The following is an 18181-nucleotide window of genomic DNA, read 5'->3' on the forward strand; positions in this document are numbered from 1 at the left end:
CCCGATGCCCTTACGGCATCCACGGCAAACGGGCGGCGGGGGGACTAGCGGCTTTCGGGCGCGGGCAGCTGGTCGATATAGGCTTGCGCGCGTTCCGCCAGCGCGGATCCCGGCGCGACTTCGATGACCGAGGCGAAGCTGAGGCGTGCGGCCCCGTCGCGCCCGGCCAGCGCGGCGATGATGCCCGCTTCCAGCCCGACCTCGGGATCGCGCGGGCTCAGTGCGGCGGCGGTCTGGATGAAGCCCTGCGCTTCGGCCAGCCGCTCCTGGCTGCGGCTGAAGCGGGCGCTGATCAGCCAGGTGAGCGGATCCTGCGCGTTGTTGCCCCGGGCGCGGGCGAGGGCGGCATCCGCCTCTTCCACCCGGCCGAGCTGGACCAGCGGGCTCGCCGCATCGCGGGCGATCGCCGCGGCAAGGACGGTGTCGCCGATTGCGATCGCATCGGCTTCCGCCGCCGTCGCCGCCTCGACCGCGCCTGCCATGTCGCCGGCGGCTTCCAGCGCGATGACCGCCATCGCGCCGTAGCGGGCGCGCGCCGCGCGCTGTTCGGCAGGCGTGATATCGCGCGCTTCGCCGAAAGCCTCGGCCGCGGCGGCGTGGCGGCCCATCCACATATAGGCAGTGCCCAGGCATTGCAGCGGCAGCGCGCGACCTGCGCCCGGCTCCTCGCTGGCCCAGCGGCTGGCCTCAGCAATCGCGCTCGGCACGTCGTCGCGCAGCATGTTCATGCACGCGGTGAGGCGCGCTTCCTCGGTGGTCATCGGCGCGGCAGCGGGGCTTGTCTCGGCTGCATCGGTCGGCACGTCGGGCACCACCTGGGCAATCATGAGGGTGGACACGAGAAGGGCGGAAAAGGGCATGCGTGGCTAAAGCTCCAGCAGGTCGTCTATGGCCGTTTGCAGCAGGGCGATATCCTGCGGGCGCGACAGGCGATGTTCGCCGTCCTTTACAAGCGAGACCTGCACCGCGCTTGAACGCAAGGCCGCGGCGAGGCGAAGCGAAATTTCCCATGGAACGTCGGCATCCTGCTGTCCGTGGATCAGGCGGACCGGCGCATCGATGGGGATCGTGCCGTCCAGCACCTTGTGCGCCTCGCCGTCCTGCCAGAACGCGGCATGGGTCGGGGTGTGCTCGGGGCCGTAGGGATTTTCCTCGAACACCGTCTCCCCGCTGCGCAAGCTGGCCTTTTGCGCCTCGTCGTAGCCCCAATCGGTGAAGTCGGGTGCGGCGGCGATGCCGACCATGCCCGCCAGCCGCTCTTTCAGCGCGAGGCCGACGAGCAGCATCAGCCACCCGCCCATGGAAGAGCCGACCACCAGCACGCGGTCCGCGCCGACATGGTCCAGTGCGGCAAGGACTTCGCCCCGCCATTTCGAAAGCGTGCCGTCGGCAAAGTCCCCGCTGCTTATCCCGCAGCCGCTGTAGTCGAGCAGCAGGCAGGCCTGCCCGCGCGCCTGCGCCCGGTCAAACACCGCGGTCGCCTTGCCGCCCGCCATGTCGGACATGTAGCCCGGCAGGAAGACGATGGTGGGGCCGCTTCCGGCGGTGTGGCGAAAGGCGATGCGGCCGCCATCGGCCAGCTGGAGGAATTGCGTATCGGTCATCACGCAAGGGCCCTACAGAAGCGACTTCACAATGTCATCGCGGGCGCGCATGACTGCCGCCATGATATCTTCGACCAATGGTCCCACAGGCGGCCAGCCGCCGCTTTCCGCCCTCACCCGCCGCTCGCTGTTCGGGCTTGCCGGGGGCACGCTGGCAATCGCCGCCGCGCCGCTTTCCGCCCAGCTCGCCAGCGGCTTCACCCACGGCGTCGCCAGCGGGGAGCCGGGGGCGGACCGGGTGCTGCTGTGGACCCGCTTCGTGGCGGAGGCGGAGACGCGGCTGGCGATGGAAGTCAGCGACACGCTCGATTTCGCCCGCGCCCGCGCAGTGGGCGAAGCGGTGGCGAGCCCGGATCGCGACTGGTGCGCCAAGGCCTTTGCCGAAGGGCTGGAAGCGGGCCGGTGGTACTACTACCGCTTTGTCGCGCCCGACGGCCGGATGTCGGAGATCGGCCGCACGCGCACCTTGCCGACCGGGCCGACGGGGCGCTGGCGGATGGCGGTCTTCTCCTGCTCCAATATCGGCTTTGGCTGGTTCAACGCCTATGCCCACGCCGCCGCGGCGGACGATTTCGACTGCGCGGTGCACACGGGCGACTATTTCTACGAATACGGCCGCGGCACCTATCCTTCCGCCGAGCAGGCGCTGGGCGGACGCGACATCACGCCGGCGGGGGAGACGGTCGCGCTGGCCGATTACCGCCTGCGGCACGCGGCCTACCGTTCCGACCCAGACCTGCGCCGCCTGCACCAGCTCTATCCGATGATTTCGGTCTGGGACGACCACGAAAGCGCGAACGACAGCTGGCGCGGCGGGGCGGAAAACCACCAGCCGGACACGGAAGGCGAGTGGGACGTGCGCAAGCGCGCGGCGATGCGCGCCTATCGCGAATGGCTGCCGGTATCGGACGATCCGTGGGCCAGCTACCAGGTCGGCGACCTTGCCACGCTCTATCGCCTCGAAACCCGGCTGGAAGCGCGTGCGAAGCCGCTCGACCTGGCGACCGTGCTCGCCGGCAAATCCTCGCCGGAGGATGTCGCAGGGGCGCTCGTCCGGTTCCGCGAGACCGATTACGCCGATCCGTCGCGCGAGCTTATGGGCGCCGCCCAGCAGGCGTGGCTGGCGCGCGGCATGCAGCAGTCGAAAGCCGCCGGCACGCGCTGGCAGGTGCTCGCGCAGCAGGTCATCATGGGGCACCTGTCCGCCCCGCCCGACCTTCTGTCAGCCTATGCCGCGCTGCTGCCCAATGCCTACAAGGCGCGGGTGCAGGCGGGCGTCGCGGCGAGCCGGGCGGGCCTGCCGTTCAACATGGATGCCTGGGACGGCTATCCCGCCGCGCGCGAACGGCTGCTGAAAGCGGCGCTGGAGGCAGAGGCGGAGCTGGTTGTGCTGGCGGGCGATTCGCACAACGCCTGGGCGTTCGATCTCGACCTCGATGGTAGCCCCGCCGGGGTGGAGTTTGCGGGCCACTCGGTCACCTCGCCGGGGGCGGAAACCTACCTGCCCGGCCTGCCTGCCGACCAGTTCGCCCGCGCGGCTGTCGATCGCAACGACCAGCTCAAATGGGCCGACACGTCGCAGCGCGGCTACATGGCGGTGGAGCTGACGCCGCAGCATGCCGCGTGCGAGTGGCGCTTCATGGACACGGTGCGCGAACGCTCCACGCAATTGGCCGGGACGCACCGCATGGTGGCCCCGGCCGGCGCGCGGCGGTTCGAGGCCTAATCACGCAGGAATATGTCCTCTATCGCCATGTCGAACAGGTCGGCGATGCGGAAGGCGAGGGGCAGGGACGGGTCGTATTTCCCCGTCTCGATGGCGTTGACGGACTGGCGGCTGACCTCCAGCCGCTCGGCGAGGTCCTGCTGGCTCCAGTCGCGCTCGGCCCGGAGGACCTTGAGGCGGTTCTTCACGCGTCGTCTCCCGACCGGTCGCGCATCGTGAGCCACGCCTGGCCGAGACCCATGCCCATCGCCCAGATCGGCACCGCCCACCAGCCCGGAAAGTGCGGCACAAGCTCGAACGTTTCGAGGAAGCCCCAGAAGCTGCCGATGGCGAGGACCGCGCCGAGCCCGACAAGCGAAGCCATCACGGCGCGATGGCGTAGATACTCGTCCTGCTCCTCCACGATGTAGCGGCCCATGACGAACAGCATGGCGAAGATCGGGATCACCGGCAGCATGGCAAGGAGCCAGGTCAGCCCGGTCGATGGATCGAGATTGCGCCAGACCCAGATCGCGATGCCGAGGCCGAGCATGTAGGCAAGCGAACTCGCGATAATGCCCTTGGTATATCGCAGCGCCGCCCTGTTGGCGTGCCCGCCCTTGTTCGAGGCGCGGGTCGCCTGGCGGAGCACCGCGAGCATGAAGCCGACCGGCACGATGGCGAGGATATAGGCCGTGGTCGCATTGATCGCGCCGCTCGACCGCAGGCCGAGAATGATCGCGGCCGTGGCCAGCATGAGGCCGCCGTAGAGCCCGCTGCGGTTCTGCACTAGGCCGCTCATGCTGCGGTCCGCGCGGACTTGAGCCGGCACACCTCCTGCCGCGCCGTGGCGTACCCCATGACGAGCACGAGGATGAAGCCGGTGTAGGCGAGATCGTCGGTCAGCACGCCGATGTAGTTCATCAGGGCAACCATCAGGATGGCGATACCGATACCGAGCGAAGGCTTGTCGAATTTCATGTGTCAAACTCCCTTTAACTGATGTCAAGGAAACTAGACTTCCCATCCCGACAAGTCAAGCGTCATTTACAAAATGATTGCCGAGCTTGTCAGGAATGGCGGATTTCCGCGGGTTGGCGGGGGGCGTCAGGGGCGCTATATCGCTCCCATGCGGATCAAGATCCTGACCACGACCACTACCACCACCGGGCCTTGCCCTGGGCGTATGATCGCGGCCTGATTCGCCCGACCGTGCCGCCCGGGACCGGGTGGCGCGGCGTCCTTCCCGATCCCGACAGCAACAGACGCCTTCCAGCCCGCGCGCCGCTATGCCATGGCGTGTGCGCAATGCGATTGGACGAGAGAGAATGACGGAATTGCTCAAGATCAGCCTGCCCGACGGATCGGTGCGCGAAGTGGAGCGCGGGGCGACCCCCGCCGACATCGCCGCCGCCATCGGCCCCGGTCTGGCCAAGGCAGCCATCGCCGCCCGCGTGGATGGCGAGCTGCGCGACATCAATCGCCCGTTCGAAGGCGATGCCGAGCTGGCTCTGGTGACTGCCCGTGACGAGGAGGATGCGCTAGAGCTCGCCCGCCACGATTTCGCGCATGTGCTGGCCGAAGCGGTCCAGTCGCTGTTCCCCGGCACGCAGATCACCTTCGGCCCGGCGACGGACGACGGCTTCTATTACGACGTGAAGGCACCCGAAGGGCGCGAGCCCTTCAGCATGGACGACCTCCCCGCGATCGAGGAGGAAATGCGCCGCATCATCAAGGCGGACAAGCCGCTCCGCCGCGAGGTCTGGAGCCGCGAGGACCTGATCGCGAAATGGGAAGCCGACGGCGAGACGTTCAAGGCCGAATGGGCCCGCGAATTGCCCGAAGGCGAGGAGCTGACGGTCTACCATTCGGGTGACGACTGGCTCGACATGTGCCGCGGGCCCCATCTTGCCAGCACCGGCAAGCTCGATCCCCAGGCGTTCAAGCTGATGCGCGTGGCCGGCGCCTACTGGCGCGGCGACCAGAACAATGCGCAGCTGACGCGCATCTATGGCACGGGCTGGCTCAACAAGAAGCAATTGAACGCGCACCTCGTGCGGCTGGAGGAGGCCGCCAAGCGCGACCACCGCAAGCTCGGCCGCGAGATGGACCTGTTTCACTTGCAGGAAGAGGCGCACGGCAGCGTCTTCTGGCACCCCAAGGGCTATCGCATCTGGCGCGAGCTGGAGGCCTACATGCGCCGCAAGATGGACCGCGGCGGTTACCGCGAGATCAAGACGCCACAGCTGATGGACGTGCGCCAGTGGGAACAGTCCGGCCACTGGAGCAAATATGCGGAGAACATGTTTGCCGTGCCCGACATGGTGCCGGAGGTGGACGAGCTGGGAGACGGTCCGGCGAATCCGTCGGTGGCCAAGGACGCCGACTGGATGGCGATCAAGCCGATGAATTGCCCGGCGCACGTGCTGGTCTTCAAGCAAGGCATCACCAGCTACCGCGACTTGCCGATCCGCCTCGGCGAAATGGGCTGCTGCCACCGCAACGAACCGCACGGCGCGCTTCACGGGCTGATGCGCGTGCGCCAGTTCACGCAGGACGACGCGCATATCTTTTGCACGGAAGACCAGGTGGTCGAGGAAGTGCGCAAGTTCTGCCAGCTGGCGGACGAGGTCTATCGCGACTTCGGCTTCAGCTACCACGTCAAGCTGGCCCTGCGGCCGGAAAAGCGCTTCGGCAGCGAGGCGGACTGGGACAAGGCGGAACAGGAACTGCGCGATGCCGTGGCCGAAGCGGGCATGGATAACGAGGAGTTCGGCTGGGAGGAGCTTCCGGGCGAAGGCGCGTTCTACGCGCCAAAGCTGGAATGGCACCTTACCGACGCGATCGGTCGCACCTGGCAGGTCGGCACGATCCAGGGCGACCGCGTCCTGCCCGAACGCCTCGATGCGAGCTACATCGGCGAGGATGGCGATAAGCACCGCCCGGTGATGCTCCACCGCGCGATCTTCGGAAGCTACGAACGCTTCATCGGCATCCTGATCGAGCATTTCGCCGGCAAGCTGCCCGTGTGGCTCGCCCCGGTGCAGGCGGTGGTGGCGACCATCGTGTCCGACGCCGACGACTATGCAGGAGAGGTCGCCGCCAAGCTGGCCACAGCAGGAATCCGCGTCGAAAGCGACCTCAGGAACGAGAAGATCAACTACAAAGTGCGCGAACACTCGCTCGCCAAGGTCCCGCATTTGCTGGTGGTCGGCAAGCGCGAGGCGGAGGAAGGCACCGTCGCCGTCCGCACGCTGGGCGAACAGCACCAGAAGGTGATGACGCTGGACGAAGCGATCGCCATGCTGACCGCCGCCGCGACCCCGCCCGACCTCGCCTGACTCGACCGGCCGGGTGGAAATCCTTGCAGGATACGGCGCGGGGCAGCTCGCGCTGGCGGTCATCGCCGCGCTGGCGGCGGCCTTCGTGCGCGGGCTCGCAGGCTTCGGCATGGCGATCCTGCTGGTGCCGGTTCTCGCACTCGCCATGCTGCCGGTGGAAGCGGTGCTGGTCACGAATTGCCTGGCGGTGATGATCGGCGCGACCGAATTCGTGCGGCTGGTTCGCGATGCGGAAAAATCCGCGCTCGTCATTTCCGGCCTGGTGATCCTGACCACCGCGCCGGGGCTGGTCCTGCTTGCCGCCACGCCGCCCGACATTGCCCGCGTGCTGATCGCCATTGCCGCCATGACGGCGTTCGGGGCGGTCCTGTTTCCGGTGCGCCCGGCAACGCCGCCCGGTCCGGTCGTCACGGGCATTACCGGCGTGCTGAGTGGGCTGCTGACGGGCTTCGCGGGAATGCCGGGCCTGCCGGTCGTGCCCTATTACGTCGCGCGCGACATCGCCCGGAAGATCGCCAAGGCCTCCATGCTGCTGATCTTCACCGTGGCCGCGCTGGCGGGCCTCGGTTCGGGGCTCGCCATCGGGGCGTTCGAGTGGCGCTTCCTCGGCCTCGCGCTGCTGCTGTTCCCGTTCATCCTGATCGGCAACCGCATCGGCATGGCGGCATCGGGCCGCGTCGGCGACAAGGCGTGGCGCGGCTTCACCGCCGCCGTGCTGGGGGCGACGGCGCTGGCGTCATTGATCAAGCTGTTGAACTAGAGCGGCAGGAACGGGCCCGCGGCGATCAGCGCGATGGCGCAAGCGCCGACGATGACGGTGCGCGCCAGGTCGGCGGCATCCAGCGATGCCTGCGTGGCGGTCTGCCGGACGAGTGCGATGGCCTTGCTCATGCGGGCATTTTCCCAGCCGCGGCCTAACGAAAGGTAAACGCCTCAGGCGCGAGGCATCTGCTGGCTCGCACAGTGGAAGCTGCCGCCGCCCGCCAGCACCGCGTCCGCCGGCAGGCCGATGGTTGCGCGGTCGGGGAAGAGCGCGGCGATGGCCGCCACCCCCGCCTCGTCATGCACCGAGCCATAGGTCGGCACCACGACGAGGTTCGAGGTGATCGCGAAGTTCATGTAGCTGGCAGGCTCAGCGTCCTCGCCCATGCTGACGAGGCCGGGGGATGGGATGTCCACCACCTTCACACCGAACCCCTCGGCCCGGGCGCGCGCGTCGGCATAGACACCGGCGTTGGGATCGTCCGCCCCGCTCGGCACCGGCAGCGCCAGCGTGTTTTCGCCGACGAAGCGGGCGAGGTTGTCGACGTGGCCGTCCGTATGGTCGCCCAGCAACCCGTCGCCCAGCCACAACACCCGGTCAAAGCCGAGGTCGCGGGCAAGGCGCATCTCGATATCTTCGCGGGACAGCTGCGGGTTGCGGTTCGGGTTCAGCAGGCATTGCTCGGTCGTGACGACCAGCCCGGTGCCGTCGGTATCGATCGCGCCGCCTTCCAGGATCCACTCCGCGGTTTCGAGTGGCAGGCCGGCCTCGCGGGCAAGCTTGGCCCCTACGGTCTGGTCGCCGTCCATCAGGAACTTGCCGCCCCAGCCGTTGAAACCGAAGCGCCGCGCGACGAGCCCGTTGTCACTGTGCACGACCAGCGGCCCGGTATCGCGCAGCCAGATGTCGCCATATTCGCGTCGCTCCAGCGTGACGGCGGGCGAGACGAGGTCTTGCGCTCGCACCCCGTTCGCCGCGTCGCGGACCAGCAGCCGCACCTCCTGCCCGCTGTCGGCGACCGCGTTGGCAAAAGCGGCGATCTGTTCCTGCGCGCGCGGCAGCGTGTCCGGCCACTCCTCCGCATCGTGGGGGAAGCCGATCCACAGCCAGTCCTGCAGCGCCCATTCGGGCGGCATCGTCACGCTCATGGTTTGCGCGTCAGCAAGTCGACTTTTTCGCTTGGCCCGCGGCGCAACTTTCGTCGCGGATACCCTTGAACTCGTCGCCTTCGACCCAGTTCGGCCAGTCCTCGCTCATCGCCAGCATCCGGCCGATGCGATAGAACAGCTGCAGGTCGGCCATCACGCCCGACCAGTCCCAGTTCTCGTCGAATTCGTCCTTCGGTCCGTGATAGCGGTTGTCGGTGTAATCCTTGGCGACCTTGGCCCCGGCAGCGTTGCCGCCGTCCTTCAGGTCCTCGCCCCCGTCGACATACAGCATCGGCACGCCGCGCTTGGCGAAAGCGAAGTGGTCGCTGCGGTAGTAGTATCCCTTTTCGGGCGTCGGTTCGGGGGTGGCGACGCGGTTCTCGTCGCCCAGCGCCTTGTCGAGGAAGCGGTCGAGCTCGCTTTTCCCGCTACCGACCACGGTGACGTCGTTAGCCGGGCCTGCCATCAGGAAGGCGTCCATGTTGATGCCGCCCACGGTCTGCGCCAGCGGGAAGACGGGGTTGGCGGCATAGTAATCCGCGCCCAGCAGCCCCGATTCCTCCGCCGTCACGGCCAGGAACACCAGCGTCCGGTCGGCGGCGCCCGCCTTCGCATGGGCGGCGCCCAGCGCGACCAGCGCGGCGGTGCCCGTGGCATTGTCGACCGCGCCGTTGCAGATGTCGTCGCCTGTCTCGTCGGCCTTGCAGCGGCCGAGGTGGTCCCAGTGCGCCGTGTGGAGCACATATTCCTCCGGCCGCGTCTTGCCCGGCAGCATCCCGATCACGTTCTGCGAGGAGAAGCTGCGGATGTCGTTGCGGAAGCTGGTCGATGCGGTGAGGCCCAGCGGCACGGCGGTGAAACCGTCCTTCTTCGCGGCCATGCTGAGCTTGCCGAGGTCCTGCCCCGCCGCCGTCATGATCCGTTCGGCCACGCTTTTCTGCACCCAGCCGTTCATGATCGTGGTCGCAGGCGCATCCTCGCCGCGCTGGGCATAGGCCTGCGGGCCGGACCAGCTCGATTCGACCACGCCCCAGCCATAGGCTGCGGGCGCTTCGTCGTGCACGATGATCGCGCCGGCCGCGCCCTGCCGCGCGGCTTCTTCGTACTTATAGGTCCAGCGCCCGTAATAGGTCATGGCCCGCCCGCCGAAGGGGCCATCCAGTTCCTCGGTGCCGAAGTCGGGATCGTTCACCAGGATCACGGCGGTCTTGCCCGCCATGTCGATGCCTTCGTAGTCGTTCCAGCCCTTCTCCGGCGCGTTGATGCCGTAGCCGACGAAGACCAGCTCGCTGTCTTCCAGCTTGGTGTCGACCTCTTCTTTGTAGGTCACGCCGACCCAGTCGCTGCCGTACTGGAATTCCATCGGCTCGCCGTTTTCGCCTGCAACGGTCAGCGGCGTGAAATTCTTGCCGGTAATTTCCACCAGCGGCACGTCTTGCGTCCAGGAACCGTTGTTGCCCGGCTGGAGGCCGGCGGCCTCGAATTGTTCGATGAGGTAGGCGATGGTCTTGCGACCGCCCTCGGTGCCCGGGGCGCGGCCTTCGAAATCGTCGCCGCTGAGCGTGCGGGTGACCTCGACCATGGTTTCTTGCGAGATGTCGCCCGGCTCGACCGAGGGGATTTCGCTGCCGCTTTCATCGATCGCGGCCATGTCGCAGCCCCCCAGCGCGAGCGCGGCGGTGATGGCAAGGAATGTGCGTTTCATGTCGGTCTGGTCCCCGTCCGGTCGGTCGTATTGCTGCGCGCCTGTCTGGCAGAGGGCGCGGCGGGCGGCAAGCGGGCTTGCGTGTGGGGCTTGCGTGCGGGGCCGGGCGCAGGCAGGCGTGGCCTATGGCAGGCGATTGGCAGGAAGCGATCACGCGGGCGCAGGCGCATTCGCCCTTCCTCGCGCGCGCGCTGGACGACATGCCGGCCTTGCGGGACCTGCTGCTTGCGGGCGAGGGGGACGCGGCGCTGGCAGCGGCCAAGAACGCGGGCGAAGGCATCGAGGACATCGGCGTGGCGCTGCGGCGGGAAAAACGCGCGCTGGCGCTGGCGCTGGCCATCGGCGACCTGGCCGGGGCCTTCACACTCGAGCGCGTGACCGCGACCCTGTCCGAATTCGCCGACCGCGCTCTGGATGCCGCGATTGCGGAAGCGATCCGCCACCGCACGCCCGATGCCCGGCCGCAGGGCTTTGCCGCCATCGCGCTGGGCAAGCATGGCTCTCGCGAGCTCAACTACAGTTCCGACATCGACCCGATCCTGATCTACGATCCTCATACCCTGCCGCGGCGCGAGCGGGACGAGCCTGCCGAGGCAGCGCAGCGCATCGCCCGCCGCGTGGTCGAGACGCTCGGCCGCGTGACGGCGGACGGCTACGTCTTCCGGGTCGACCTGCGGCTGCGGCCCGCTGCAGAGGTCACGCCGCCGGCGCTGCCAATCGACGGGGCGACCTCGCATTACGAAAGCTCCGCCCTCACGTGGGAGCGCGCGGCCTTCATGCGGGCGCGCGCGGCGGCTGGCGACACCGCGCTCGGCGCGCGCTTCCTCGAAGCGATCCGGCCGTTCATCTGGCGCAGCAGCCTTGATTTCGGGGCGATCGACGAAATCCGCCGCCTGACGGCCCGCATCCGCGCCGACCAGGGCGGTCCGGCGCAGCCCGGACCCGGTTACAACGTGAAGCGCGGGCTGGGCGGCATCCGCGAAATCGAGTTCTTCGTCCAGACGCACCAGCTGATCCACGCCGGGCGCGATCCTTCGCTGCGCGATCCGCGCATCCTCCCGGCGCTGGAGGCGCTCGCGGTGGCGGGTCATATCGACGGGCACAGCGCGCGGATTATGGGCGAAGCCTATGTTGCGCTGCGCACGGCGGAGCATCGGCTTCAGATGGTGCAGGACCGCCAGACGCACACGCTCCCGAGCGGGGAGGAAGAGCTTGCCAATGTCGCGCGGCTGGCAGGGTTCACAGGCGCGCAGGAATGGTGCGCGCACCTCCACGAACACACCGAGCGGGTGGCGCGCATCTACGGCGAGCTGATCGATGGCGAGGACGATGCCGCGCCCTCGCTGGGCGAGGCGTTGGCGGCATCAGGGCTGGCGGACACCGGAGCGCTGAGCGCGCGCATCGAGAAATGGCAGGACGGGCGTTACCAGGCTCTACGCTCCACCGCGGCGCAGACCGCCTTTCGCGCGGTATTGCCGGGCTTGCTGGAAGCTTTGGGGCAAGCACGAGATCCGCAAACCGCGCTTGCCCGGTTCGAGACCCTGCTCCAGCGCCTGCCCAGCGCAATCAACCTGTTCCGCCTGCTGGAGGCGCGCCCGGCGCTGGCCGACCAGCTGATGCGCATCCTCACTCTCGCCCCGCCCCTCGCCGACGAGCTGTCGCGCCGGCCCGAACTGCTCGACGCGCTGATCGACAAGGGCGCTTTCGCCCTGCCGGGTTCGGTCGGGCAACTGGCGCAGCGGATGCGCAGCCCGCCCGATGCCGCTTACGAGGCGCAACTGGAGCGCCTGCGCCGCACGGTGGGCGAGCAGCGCTTCATGCTGGGCGTACAGCTGATCGAAGCGGCGCAGGACCCGCTCGATGTCGCTGCCGGGCTGGGCCGGGTGGCGGAGGCTGCGCTGATCGTGGCGACCGAGGCGGCGGAGACGGAATATGCCACGCGGCACGGCCGCTTCGCCGGACGTGAGCTGCTGGTGCTGGGCCTGGGGCGGCTGGGCGGCGGGTCGCTCACCTACGCCAGCGACCTCGACATCGTGTATCTCTTCACCGGATCGCTCGACGGGGAATCGGACGGGGCGAAGCCGCTCGGCCCGACGCTTTATTTCAATCGCCTCGCCCAGCGTGCCGGTGCAGCGCTGAGCGTGCCGACCGCGCAGGGCGCCTTGTACGAGGTCGACACGCGGCTGCGGCCGCAGGGCAAGCAGGGACCGCTCGCCGCCAGCCTCGAAAGCTTCGCCCGCTATCAGCGAGATGACGCGTGGACGTGGGAGCATATGGCCCTGTGCCGTGCGCGGCCGGTCTACGGCTCCGACCCGCGGCGGGCCGAACTGGCCGGCCTTGTCCGGGAAGTCCTGTGCCGACCGCGCGATGTGGACGGCTTGCGCAAGGACGTGCTGGCGATGCGGGCCGAGATGGCGGAGCACAAGCCGCCGCGCGGCCCGCTCGACGTCAAATTGCTGCGCGGCGGGCTGGTCGATTGCGAATTCCTCGTCCACTTCCTGCAGTTGCGCGACGCCGCGGCATTCAAACCCGCGCTGCATGACGCCATTGCGGAACTGGAGGCGGCCGGCACAGTGACGCCGTCGCTTTCCCGCGCGCACGATTTCCTCACCCGCGTTCTCGTCTGCGGGCGGCTGCTCGCGCCCGATGGCGTCGCTGCGCACCCCGCCGCCATGCTCGCCCTCGCGCGCGCATGCGGGGTAGGGGATGGCGATGCACTGCACGATCGGATAGCGGGGGCGCGCCGCGACATCGCGCGCGAATGGCATGACATTTTCGGGCAAACACTGGAGCTGAGACCATGACCGACAAACCCGGCGAAGGCGATGCCTTTCCCGCTTTCACCCTTGAAACGCCCGATGGCGGCAGCATCGACACCGGGAGCCTTGGCAAGGCCGTCGTCTTTTTCTACCCGAAGGACGACACGCCCGGCTGCACGACCGAAAATAAGGATTTCTCCGGGCTCAAGGACGAATTCGATGCCGCCGGCGTGACCTTGCTCGGCATCAGCAAGGACCCGCCGAAGAAGCACGGCAAGTTCATCGCCAAGCACGATCTCGTTGCCCCTCTGGCCAGCGATCCGGAGACCAATGGTCTGGCGGACGCGCTCGGCATCTGGGTGGAAAAGCAGATGTACGGCCGCACCTACATGGGCATGGAGCGCACGACGTACCTCCTAGCTGCGGACGGCACGATCGCGCGCGTCTGGCGCAAGGTAAAGGTGAAGGGCCACGCGGACGAGGTGCTCGCCGCCGCGAAGGCGCTTTGACGTCACACGCAACCGTCTCTGCCGCGATCCGCGCGGTGCTGCTGACGCCCGATCCCCACGCCAAGGCGATGGCGACGCGCGCGCTGGTGCGGGACTGGCGCCGCGGCGCGCTGGCCTTCGCTTTCGAAACCGCGATGCCGGACAGGCCCGCCTGGCCGGACCGGCCCGAGCTGCTCGCCCCCCGCGACATGCCGCGGCGGGGCAAGGGCGGATCGGAGCGGGGACGGATCGCGCTGTGGCACAGCCTCGCCCATATCGAATTCGTCGCCATCGACCTCGCGCTCGACATGGCCGGGCGATTCGGGGCGGACATGGATCGGGAGTTCGTGGACGATTTCCTCGATGTCGCGGCGGACGAGGCGATGCATTTCGGCCTGCTGGCGCGCAAGCTGCGCAATCACGGCAGCCATTACGGCGCGCTGCCGGCCCATGCGGGGCTGTGGCAGGCGGCAGAAGAGACGCGTCATGACGTCGGGGCGCGGCTCGCCATCGTGCCGATGGTGCTGGAGGCACGCGGCCTCGACATCACGCCGGCAACGCGCGACCGCGTGGCGGCACAGGGCGATTCGGCCGGTGCACGCATCCTCCAGCGAATCCTTGACGACGAGATTCGCCATGTCGCCTACGGCACGAAGCACTTTCTGCGGGTGGCGTCACGACGCGGGCAGAACCCCCCGAATCTTTGGAATTTGTTAGTAAACCGGCATTTTCGCGGCGCGCTGAAACCACCGTTCAACGACTCAGCGCGTCAGGCAGCCGGTTTGTCGCGGGAATTCTACGCGGCGGTTGCACGGTAAGAACTTCCGGTTACCCATCACAACAGGACGGGAGGGGATTTGTTCCTTCCTTGGGAAAATTTGTGAAGCGCAGCAGGCAACATGCTGCGCAGGGACGCAACAGACGTGCTGGATCGCACGTCGGGAAGGACACTCGCCCGGATGCTCAAGTCGCTACGCACCGCCGCAACCCTCGCCGCCACAGCCGTCACGTGCGCATTCGCTGCACCGGCCGCAGCGCAGGGCAACGACATGCTGATTGTCGACAATACCCAGTCGGCGCTGGGCGAATCGGACGGTGAATTCCGTGAACTGTTCGCCGACTGGCAGAGCGAAGACGAGCCGGAAATGGCGGCAAGCTATTCGGCCGGTCCCTCGGCCATGGTGCCGTCGGGCATGCCGGTGGTCGATACCCGCCTGTCGAGCGATTATGGCATGCGCGACCATCCGGTCCTGCGTCGCCGCGCCGCGCACAAGGGCGTGGACCTTGCCTCGCCCACCGGCACGCCGATCTACGCGACCGCCGACGGCATCGTATCGCGCGCCAACCGCTTCAGCAGCTACGGTCTTTATGTATCGATCGAGCATGGCGACGACATCCAGACCCGTTTCGCGCACATGTCGCGACTCGCCGTCAGCGAAGGTGAGCGCGTGCGCAAGGGCGACATTATCGGCTACGTCGGCTCGACCGGCCGCTCGACCGGCCCGCACCTGCACTATGAGATCCGCATCGCCGGCGTTGCCGTCGATCCGCGCCCCTACATGATCGAAGACGCTCCGGCGACGATCCGCGTCGCTTCGAACGGCGCTGGCACCATCCGCGGCGCGGAATAAGCTGACCGCATTTGCACCGACAGGGCGGGGCTGCTAACCAGCCTCGCAAGCACTTTGGAGAGGGTGCTTACCTTGCAAGGCGACGGCTCACGAGCCGTCGCCTTTTTCTTTGCGCGGGCACCGGGGGGAGTCTTCGCCCCTTGCGCGTCTTAATCGATCGCTTAAACTCGCCCCATGACGCGCCATGAAGAGCGCGCACGAGAGGCTGATACCATGCACCCCATCCTTCACGCGCAGGCGCGCCCCGACCATCCTGCCATCGTCATGGCGGGCAGCGGCGAGACGGTCACCTATGGCGAGCTCGATCGCCAGGCCAACCGTATCGCGCAGCTGCTCCGCGCCCGCGGCCTGAAGCGCGACGATGGTTTTGCGGTGCTGATGGAAAACCATCCGCGCAGCCTGGAGCTCGTCTGGGGATCGCAGCGCGCGGGCACGATGATGGTGCCGGTCGCCACCCGCCTGACCGCGCCAGAAATCGCCTATATCCTCGAAGACAGCGATAGCCGCCTGCTTGTGACATCGGCCGCCTATGCCGGCGTCGTGGCGGAAGTGCGCAAGCTGCTGCCCGATTTGCCGGTGCTGGTCATGGGCGGGGCTGATGGCGAGGATCTCGATGCCGCCATCGCTGCTCAGCCGGATGCGCCGATCGAAGACCAGGCGCCCGGCCTCACCATGCTCTATTCCTCCGGGACGACCGGCCGGCCCAAGGGCATCCGCCCGGCCCCGCCCCCGACCGACGACGTCACGGCGCCGGTCGCGCTGATGGGCCTCGCCACGATGGGTGCGGGCATGCCCGCCGACGGCAGCATGGTCTATCTCTCGCCCGCGCCGCTCTATCACGCCGCGCCGCTCGGCTGGTGCAGCACGGTGCACCGCCTCGGCGGTACGGTCGTCGTGATGGAGAAGTTCGATCCCGAAGCCGCGCTGGCGGCGATTGAGCAATTCAAGGTCACCGACAGCCAATGGGTGCCGACGCATTTCGTCCGGATGCTGAAGCTGGACCAGGCGGTGCGCACCAAGTACGATCTCTCCAGCCACCGACGCGCACTCCACGCTGCCGCGCCGTGCCCGGTGCCGGTAAAGCGCGAGATGATCGAATGGTGGGGCCCGATCATCAATGAATACTACGCCGGGTCCGAAGGGATCGGCATGACGCTGATCAAGGCGGAAGACTGGCTCGCCCATCCCGGCTCTGTCGGCAAGGCGATCTACGGCAAGCTGCATATTTGCGGCGCTGACGGGGAAGAGGTGCCTGCCGGAGCCGACGGCCTCGTCTATTTCGAGAACGAGATCCTGCCGCAATACCACAAGGATCCGGGCAAGACGGCAGAGGCCATGCACCGCCATGGCTGGATGACCATCGGCGACATCGGCCATGTCGATGCAGACGGCTACCTCTACCTCACCGACCGGGCCAGCCACATGATCATTTCCGGCGGGGTCAACATCTACCCGCAGGAGATCGAGAACCTGCTCGTCACCCACGACAAGGTGATGGACGCCGCCGTCATCGGCGCGCCCGATGCCGACCTCGGCGAACGCGTGGTCGCGGTGGTACAGCCGGTCGATATGGGCGATGCGGGCGATGCGCTGGAGGGGGAACTGCGCGACTTCCTCGGCCGCGAGCTCAGCCGCATCAAGATGCCCAAGCAGTTCCACTTCCGCCCGGAACTGCCGCGCGAGGCGAACGGCAAGCTCTACAAGCGCAAACTGCGAGAGGAATTCGCGGCGGAGGCGGCCTCGTGACCCCCCGGCCGAGCGTGTCGCCCGACGTGGCCCGACAGGTCGTCGATCCTGCCGCCTACGCTGCATGGGACCCATTGCTCGACACGTTCGACCGATTGCGCGAAGACACGCCCGTTGCGTGGATCGAGGGGCCGGAAGGCATGCATCCTCCGTTCTGGCTGGTGACGCGCTATGACGACGTGATGGCCGTGTCGAAGGACAACGCGACCTTTCTCAACAACCCGCAGACGGTTGTTTTCTCGCTAACCGAGGGGATCGAATTCGCACGCAACCTCACCGGCGGCAGCCCGCACATGGTCGCCAGCCTCGTCACTTTCGACGCGCCGATCCACATGAAATACCGCAAGCTGACGCAGGACTGGTTCATGCCGAAGAACCTGCGCACGATCGAAAACGAGGTGCGAAGCCTTGCCCGCGAGACGGTGCAGCGCCTGGTCGACGCGGGACCGGAAGCGGACTTCGTGAAGCTGGTTTCTGCTCCCTACCCGCTCCATGTGGTGATGCAGATACTCGGCGTGCCGGAGGAAGACGAGGCCCGGATGCTGATGCTAACCCAGCAGATGTTCGGCGGGCAGGACGAGGATCTGAACCAGTCGAGCATGACGAACTTGACGACCGAGCAGATCACGCAGCTGGTCGCCGGCGCGGTGCAGGATTTCGAAGCCTATTTTGCGCGACTGACCGCCGAGAAGCGGGCCAACCCCACCGACGATGTCGCCAGCACCATCGCCAATGCGATGGTCGATGGGGAGCCGCTGAACGATCGCGACATGATGGGCTATTACATCATCGTTGCGGCAGCCGGGCACGATACCACGAGCGCGAGCACGGCGGGCGCGATGCTCGCTCTGGCCCGCGATCCGGTGCAGTTCGCACAAGTGAAGGCGGACCGCTCGCTTCTGCCCGGCATTGTCGAGGAAGCGATCCGCTGGACCAGCCCGGTGCAGCATTTCATGCGTACGGCGGCGCATGACACCGAGCTCGGCGGGCAGAAGATCGCCGCCGGTGACTGGCTGATGCTCAACTACGTCGCCGCGAACCACGATCCGGCGCAATTCGACGATCCGCGCCGCTTCGATGCATCGCGCAAGCCCAATCGGCACCTCGCCTTCGGGGCGGGGGCGCACCAATGCCTTGGCTTGCACCTTGCGCGGCTTGAAATGCGCATCCTGTTCGAGACGTTGCTCGACCGGATCGACCGGGTGGAACTCGCCGGTGGACCGGCACGGGCGAAATCGAGCTTCGTCGGCGGGCTGAAAACCCTGCCGATCCGCTTTACCGCCAGCTAGGC

The 18181-nt window shown here is 67.6% G+C and carries 17 protein-coding genes; 9 read left to right on the forward strand and 8 right to left on the reverse strand.

Annotation, left to right across the window (positions count from 1 at the left end; genetic code table 11):
- Positions 1-44 precede the first annotated feature (44 nt).
- Positions 45-860, reverse strand: a complete 816-nt coding sequence (locus QQW98_RS05770) for a tetratricopeptide repeat protein (RefSeq protein WP_290136577.1) — start codon at positions 858-860, stop codon at positions 45-47.
- Between the two features lie 6 nt (positions 861-866).
- Positions 867-1604, reverse strand: coding sequence for an alpha/beta hydrolase (locus tag QQW98_RS05775; protein ID WP_290136578.1), 738 nt, complete (start codon positions 1602-1604; stop codon positions 867-869).
- Positions 1605-1665: 61 nt separating this feature from the next.
- Between QQW98_RS05775 and QQW98_RS05780 the strand changes: the two genes are divergently transcribed.
- Positions 1666-3330 (forward strand): alkaline phosphatase D family protein, encoded by a 1665-nt coding sequence (locus tag QQW98_RS05780; protein WP_290136579.1) that lies wholly within the window; start codon positions 1666-1668, stop codon positions 3328-3330.
- On the opposite strand, the gene QQW98_RS05785 is transcribed toward QQW98_RS05780, so the two are convergent.
- The 3 genes from QQW98_RS05785 to QQW98_RS05795 are packed head-to-tail and all read right to left on the reverse strand — an operon-like array spanning position 3327 to position 4290.
- Positions 3327-3518, reverse strand: a complete 192-nt coding sequence (locus QQW98_RS05785; RefSeq protein ID WP_290136580.1) for a helix-turn-helix transcriptional regulator — start codon at positions 3516-3518, stop codon at positions 3327-3329. The two genes, QQW98_RS05780 and QQW98_RS05785, sit on opposite strands and share 4 nt — an antisense overlap.
- Positions 3515-4111, reverse strand: a complete 597-nt coding sequence (locus QQW98_RS05790) for a hypothetical protein (protein ID WP_290136581.1) — start codon at positions 4109-4111, stop codon at positions 3515-3517. The genes QQW98_RS05785 and QQW98_RS05790 overlap by 4 nt, the downstream gene beginning before the upstream one ends.
- Positions 4108-4290: a hypothetical protein gene (locus QQW98_RS05795; protein ID WP_290136582.1), complete on the reverse strand. Its 183-nt coding sequence runs from the start codon at positions 4288-4290 to the stop codon at positions 4108-4110. Before QQW98_RS05795 ends, QQW98_RS05790 begins: the two co-directional genes overlap by 4 nt.
- A gap of 347 nt (positions 4291-4637) precedes the next feature.
- On the opposite strand from QQW98_RS05795, the gene thrS reads away from it, so the two are divergent.
- Together thrS and QQW98_RS05805 are read left to right on the forward strand one after the other, a co-directional pair.
- On the forward strand, positions 4638-6650 hold the full coding sequence (thrS, locus tag QQW98_RS05800; protein WP_290136583.1) for a threonine--tRNA ligase: 2013 nt from the start codon (positions 4638-4640) through the stop codon (positions 6648-6650).
- Positions 6651-6663: 13 nt separating this feature from the next.
- Positions 6664-7410 (forward strand): sulfite exporter TauE/SafE family protein, encoded by a 747-nt coding sequence (locus QQW98_RS05805; RefSeq protein ID WP_290136584.1) that lies wholly within the window; start codon positions 6664-6666, stop codon positions 7408-7410.
- Here the strand turns inward: QQW98_RS05805 and QQW98_RS05810 are convergent.
- The 3 genes from QQW98_RS05810 to QQW98_RS05820 are packed head-to-tail and all read right to left on the reverse strand — an operon-like array spanning position 7407 to position 10266.
- Positions 7407-7541: a hypothetical protein gene (locus QQW98_RS05810; RefSeq protein ID WP_290136585.1), complete on the reverse strand. Its 135-nt coding sequence runs from the start codon at positions 7539-7541 to the stop codon at positions 7407-7409. The two genes, QQW98_RS05805 and QQW98_RS05810, sit on opposite strands and share 4 nt — an antisense overlap.
- A 42-nt stretch (positions 7542-7583) precedes the next feature.
- Positions 7584-8561: an agmatine deiminase family protein gene (locus QQW98_RS05815; RefSeq protein ID WP_290136586.1), complete on the reverse strand. Its 978-nt coding sequence runs from the start codon at positions 8559-8561 to the stop codon at positions 7584-7586.
- Between the two features lie 10 nt (positions 8562-8571).
- Positions 8572-10266 (reverse strand): M28 family metallopeptidase, encoded by a 1695-nt coding sequence (locus QQW98_RS05820; protein WP_290136587.1) that lies wholly within the window; start codon positions 10264-10266, stop codon positions 8572-8574.
- Positions 10267-10391: 125 nt separating this feature from the next.
- On the opposite strand from QQW98_RS05820, the gene glnE reads away from it, so the two are divergent.
- The 6 genes from glnE to QQW98_RS05850 all read left to right on the forward strand — a co-directional run bounded on the left by glnE (position 10392) and on the right by QQW98_RS05850 (position 18179).
- On the forward strand, positions 10392-13070 hold the full coding sequence (gene glnE / locus QQW98_RS05825) for a bifunctional [glutamate--ammonia ligase]-adenylyl-L-tyrosine phosphorylase/[glutamate--ammonia-ligase] adenylyltransferase (RefSeq protein ID WP_290136588.1): 2679 nt from the start codon (positions 10392-10394) through the stop codon (positions 13068-13070).
- The gene (locus QQW98_RS05830; RefSeq protein ID WP_290136589.1) at positions 13067-13534 is read left to right on the forward strand and encodes a peroxiredoxin; all 468 of its coding nucleotides are present in this window, start codon (positions 13067-13069) and stop codon (positions 13532-13534) included. The genes glnE and QQW98_RS05830 overlap by 4 nt, the downstream gene beginning before the upstream one ends.
- Positions 13531-14331 carry a ferritin-like domain-containing protein gene (locus tag QQW98_RS05835; RefSeq protein WP_290136590.1) on the forward strand — a complete coding sequence of 267 codons (801 nt, stop codon included), beginning with the start codon at positions 13531-13533 and terminating at the stop codon, positions 14329-14331. Before QQW98_RS05830 ends, QQW98_RS05835 begins: the two co-directional genes overlap by 4 nt.
- Before the next feature lie 81 nt (positions 14332-14412).
- A complete protein-coding gene (locus QQW98_RS05840; protein ID WP_404800875.1) occupies positions 14413-15144 on the forward strand; it encodes a M23 family metallopeptidase in 732 nt (243 codons plus the stop codon).
- A 213-nt stretch (positions 15145-15357) separates the two neighbouring features.
- On the forward strand, positions 15358-16890 hold the full coding sequence (locus tag QQW98_RS05845; protein ID WP_290136591.1) for an acyl-CoA synthetase: 1533 nt from the start codon (positions 15358-15360) through the stop codon (positions 16888-16890).
- Positions 16887-18179, forward strand: coding sequence for a cytochrome P450 (locus tag QQW98_RS05850; protein ID WP_290136592.1), 1293 nt, complete (start codon positions 16887-16889; stop codon positions 18177-18179). The genes QQW98_RS05845 and QQW98_RS05850 overlap by 4 nt, the downstream gene beginning before the upstream one ends.
- The last annotated feature ends 2 nt before the right edge of the window (positions 18180-18181 follow it).

The organism is Alteriqipengyuania flavescens, from assembly GCF_030406725.1.
In the GTDB taxonomy this organism is placed as follows: Bacteria; Pseudomonadota; Alphaproteobacteria; order Sphingomonadales; family Sphingomonadaceae; genus Alteriqipengyuania_B; species Alteriqipengyuania_B flavescens.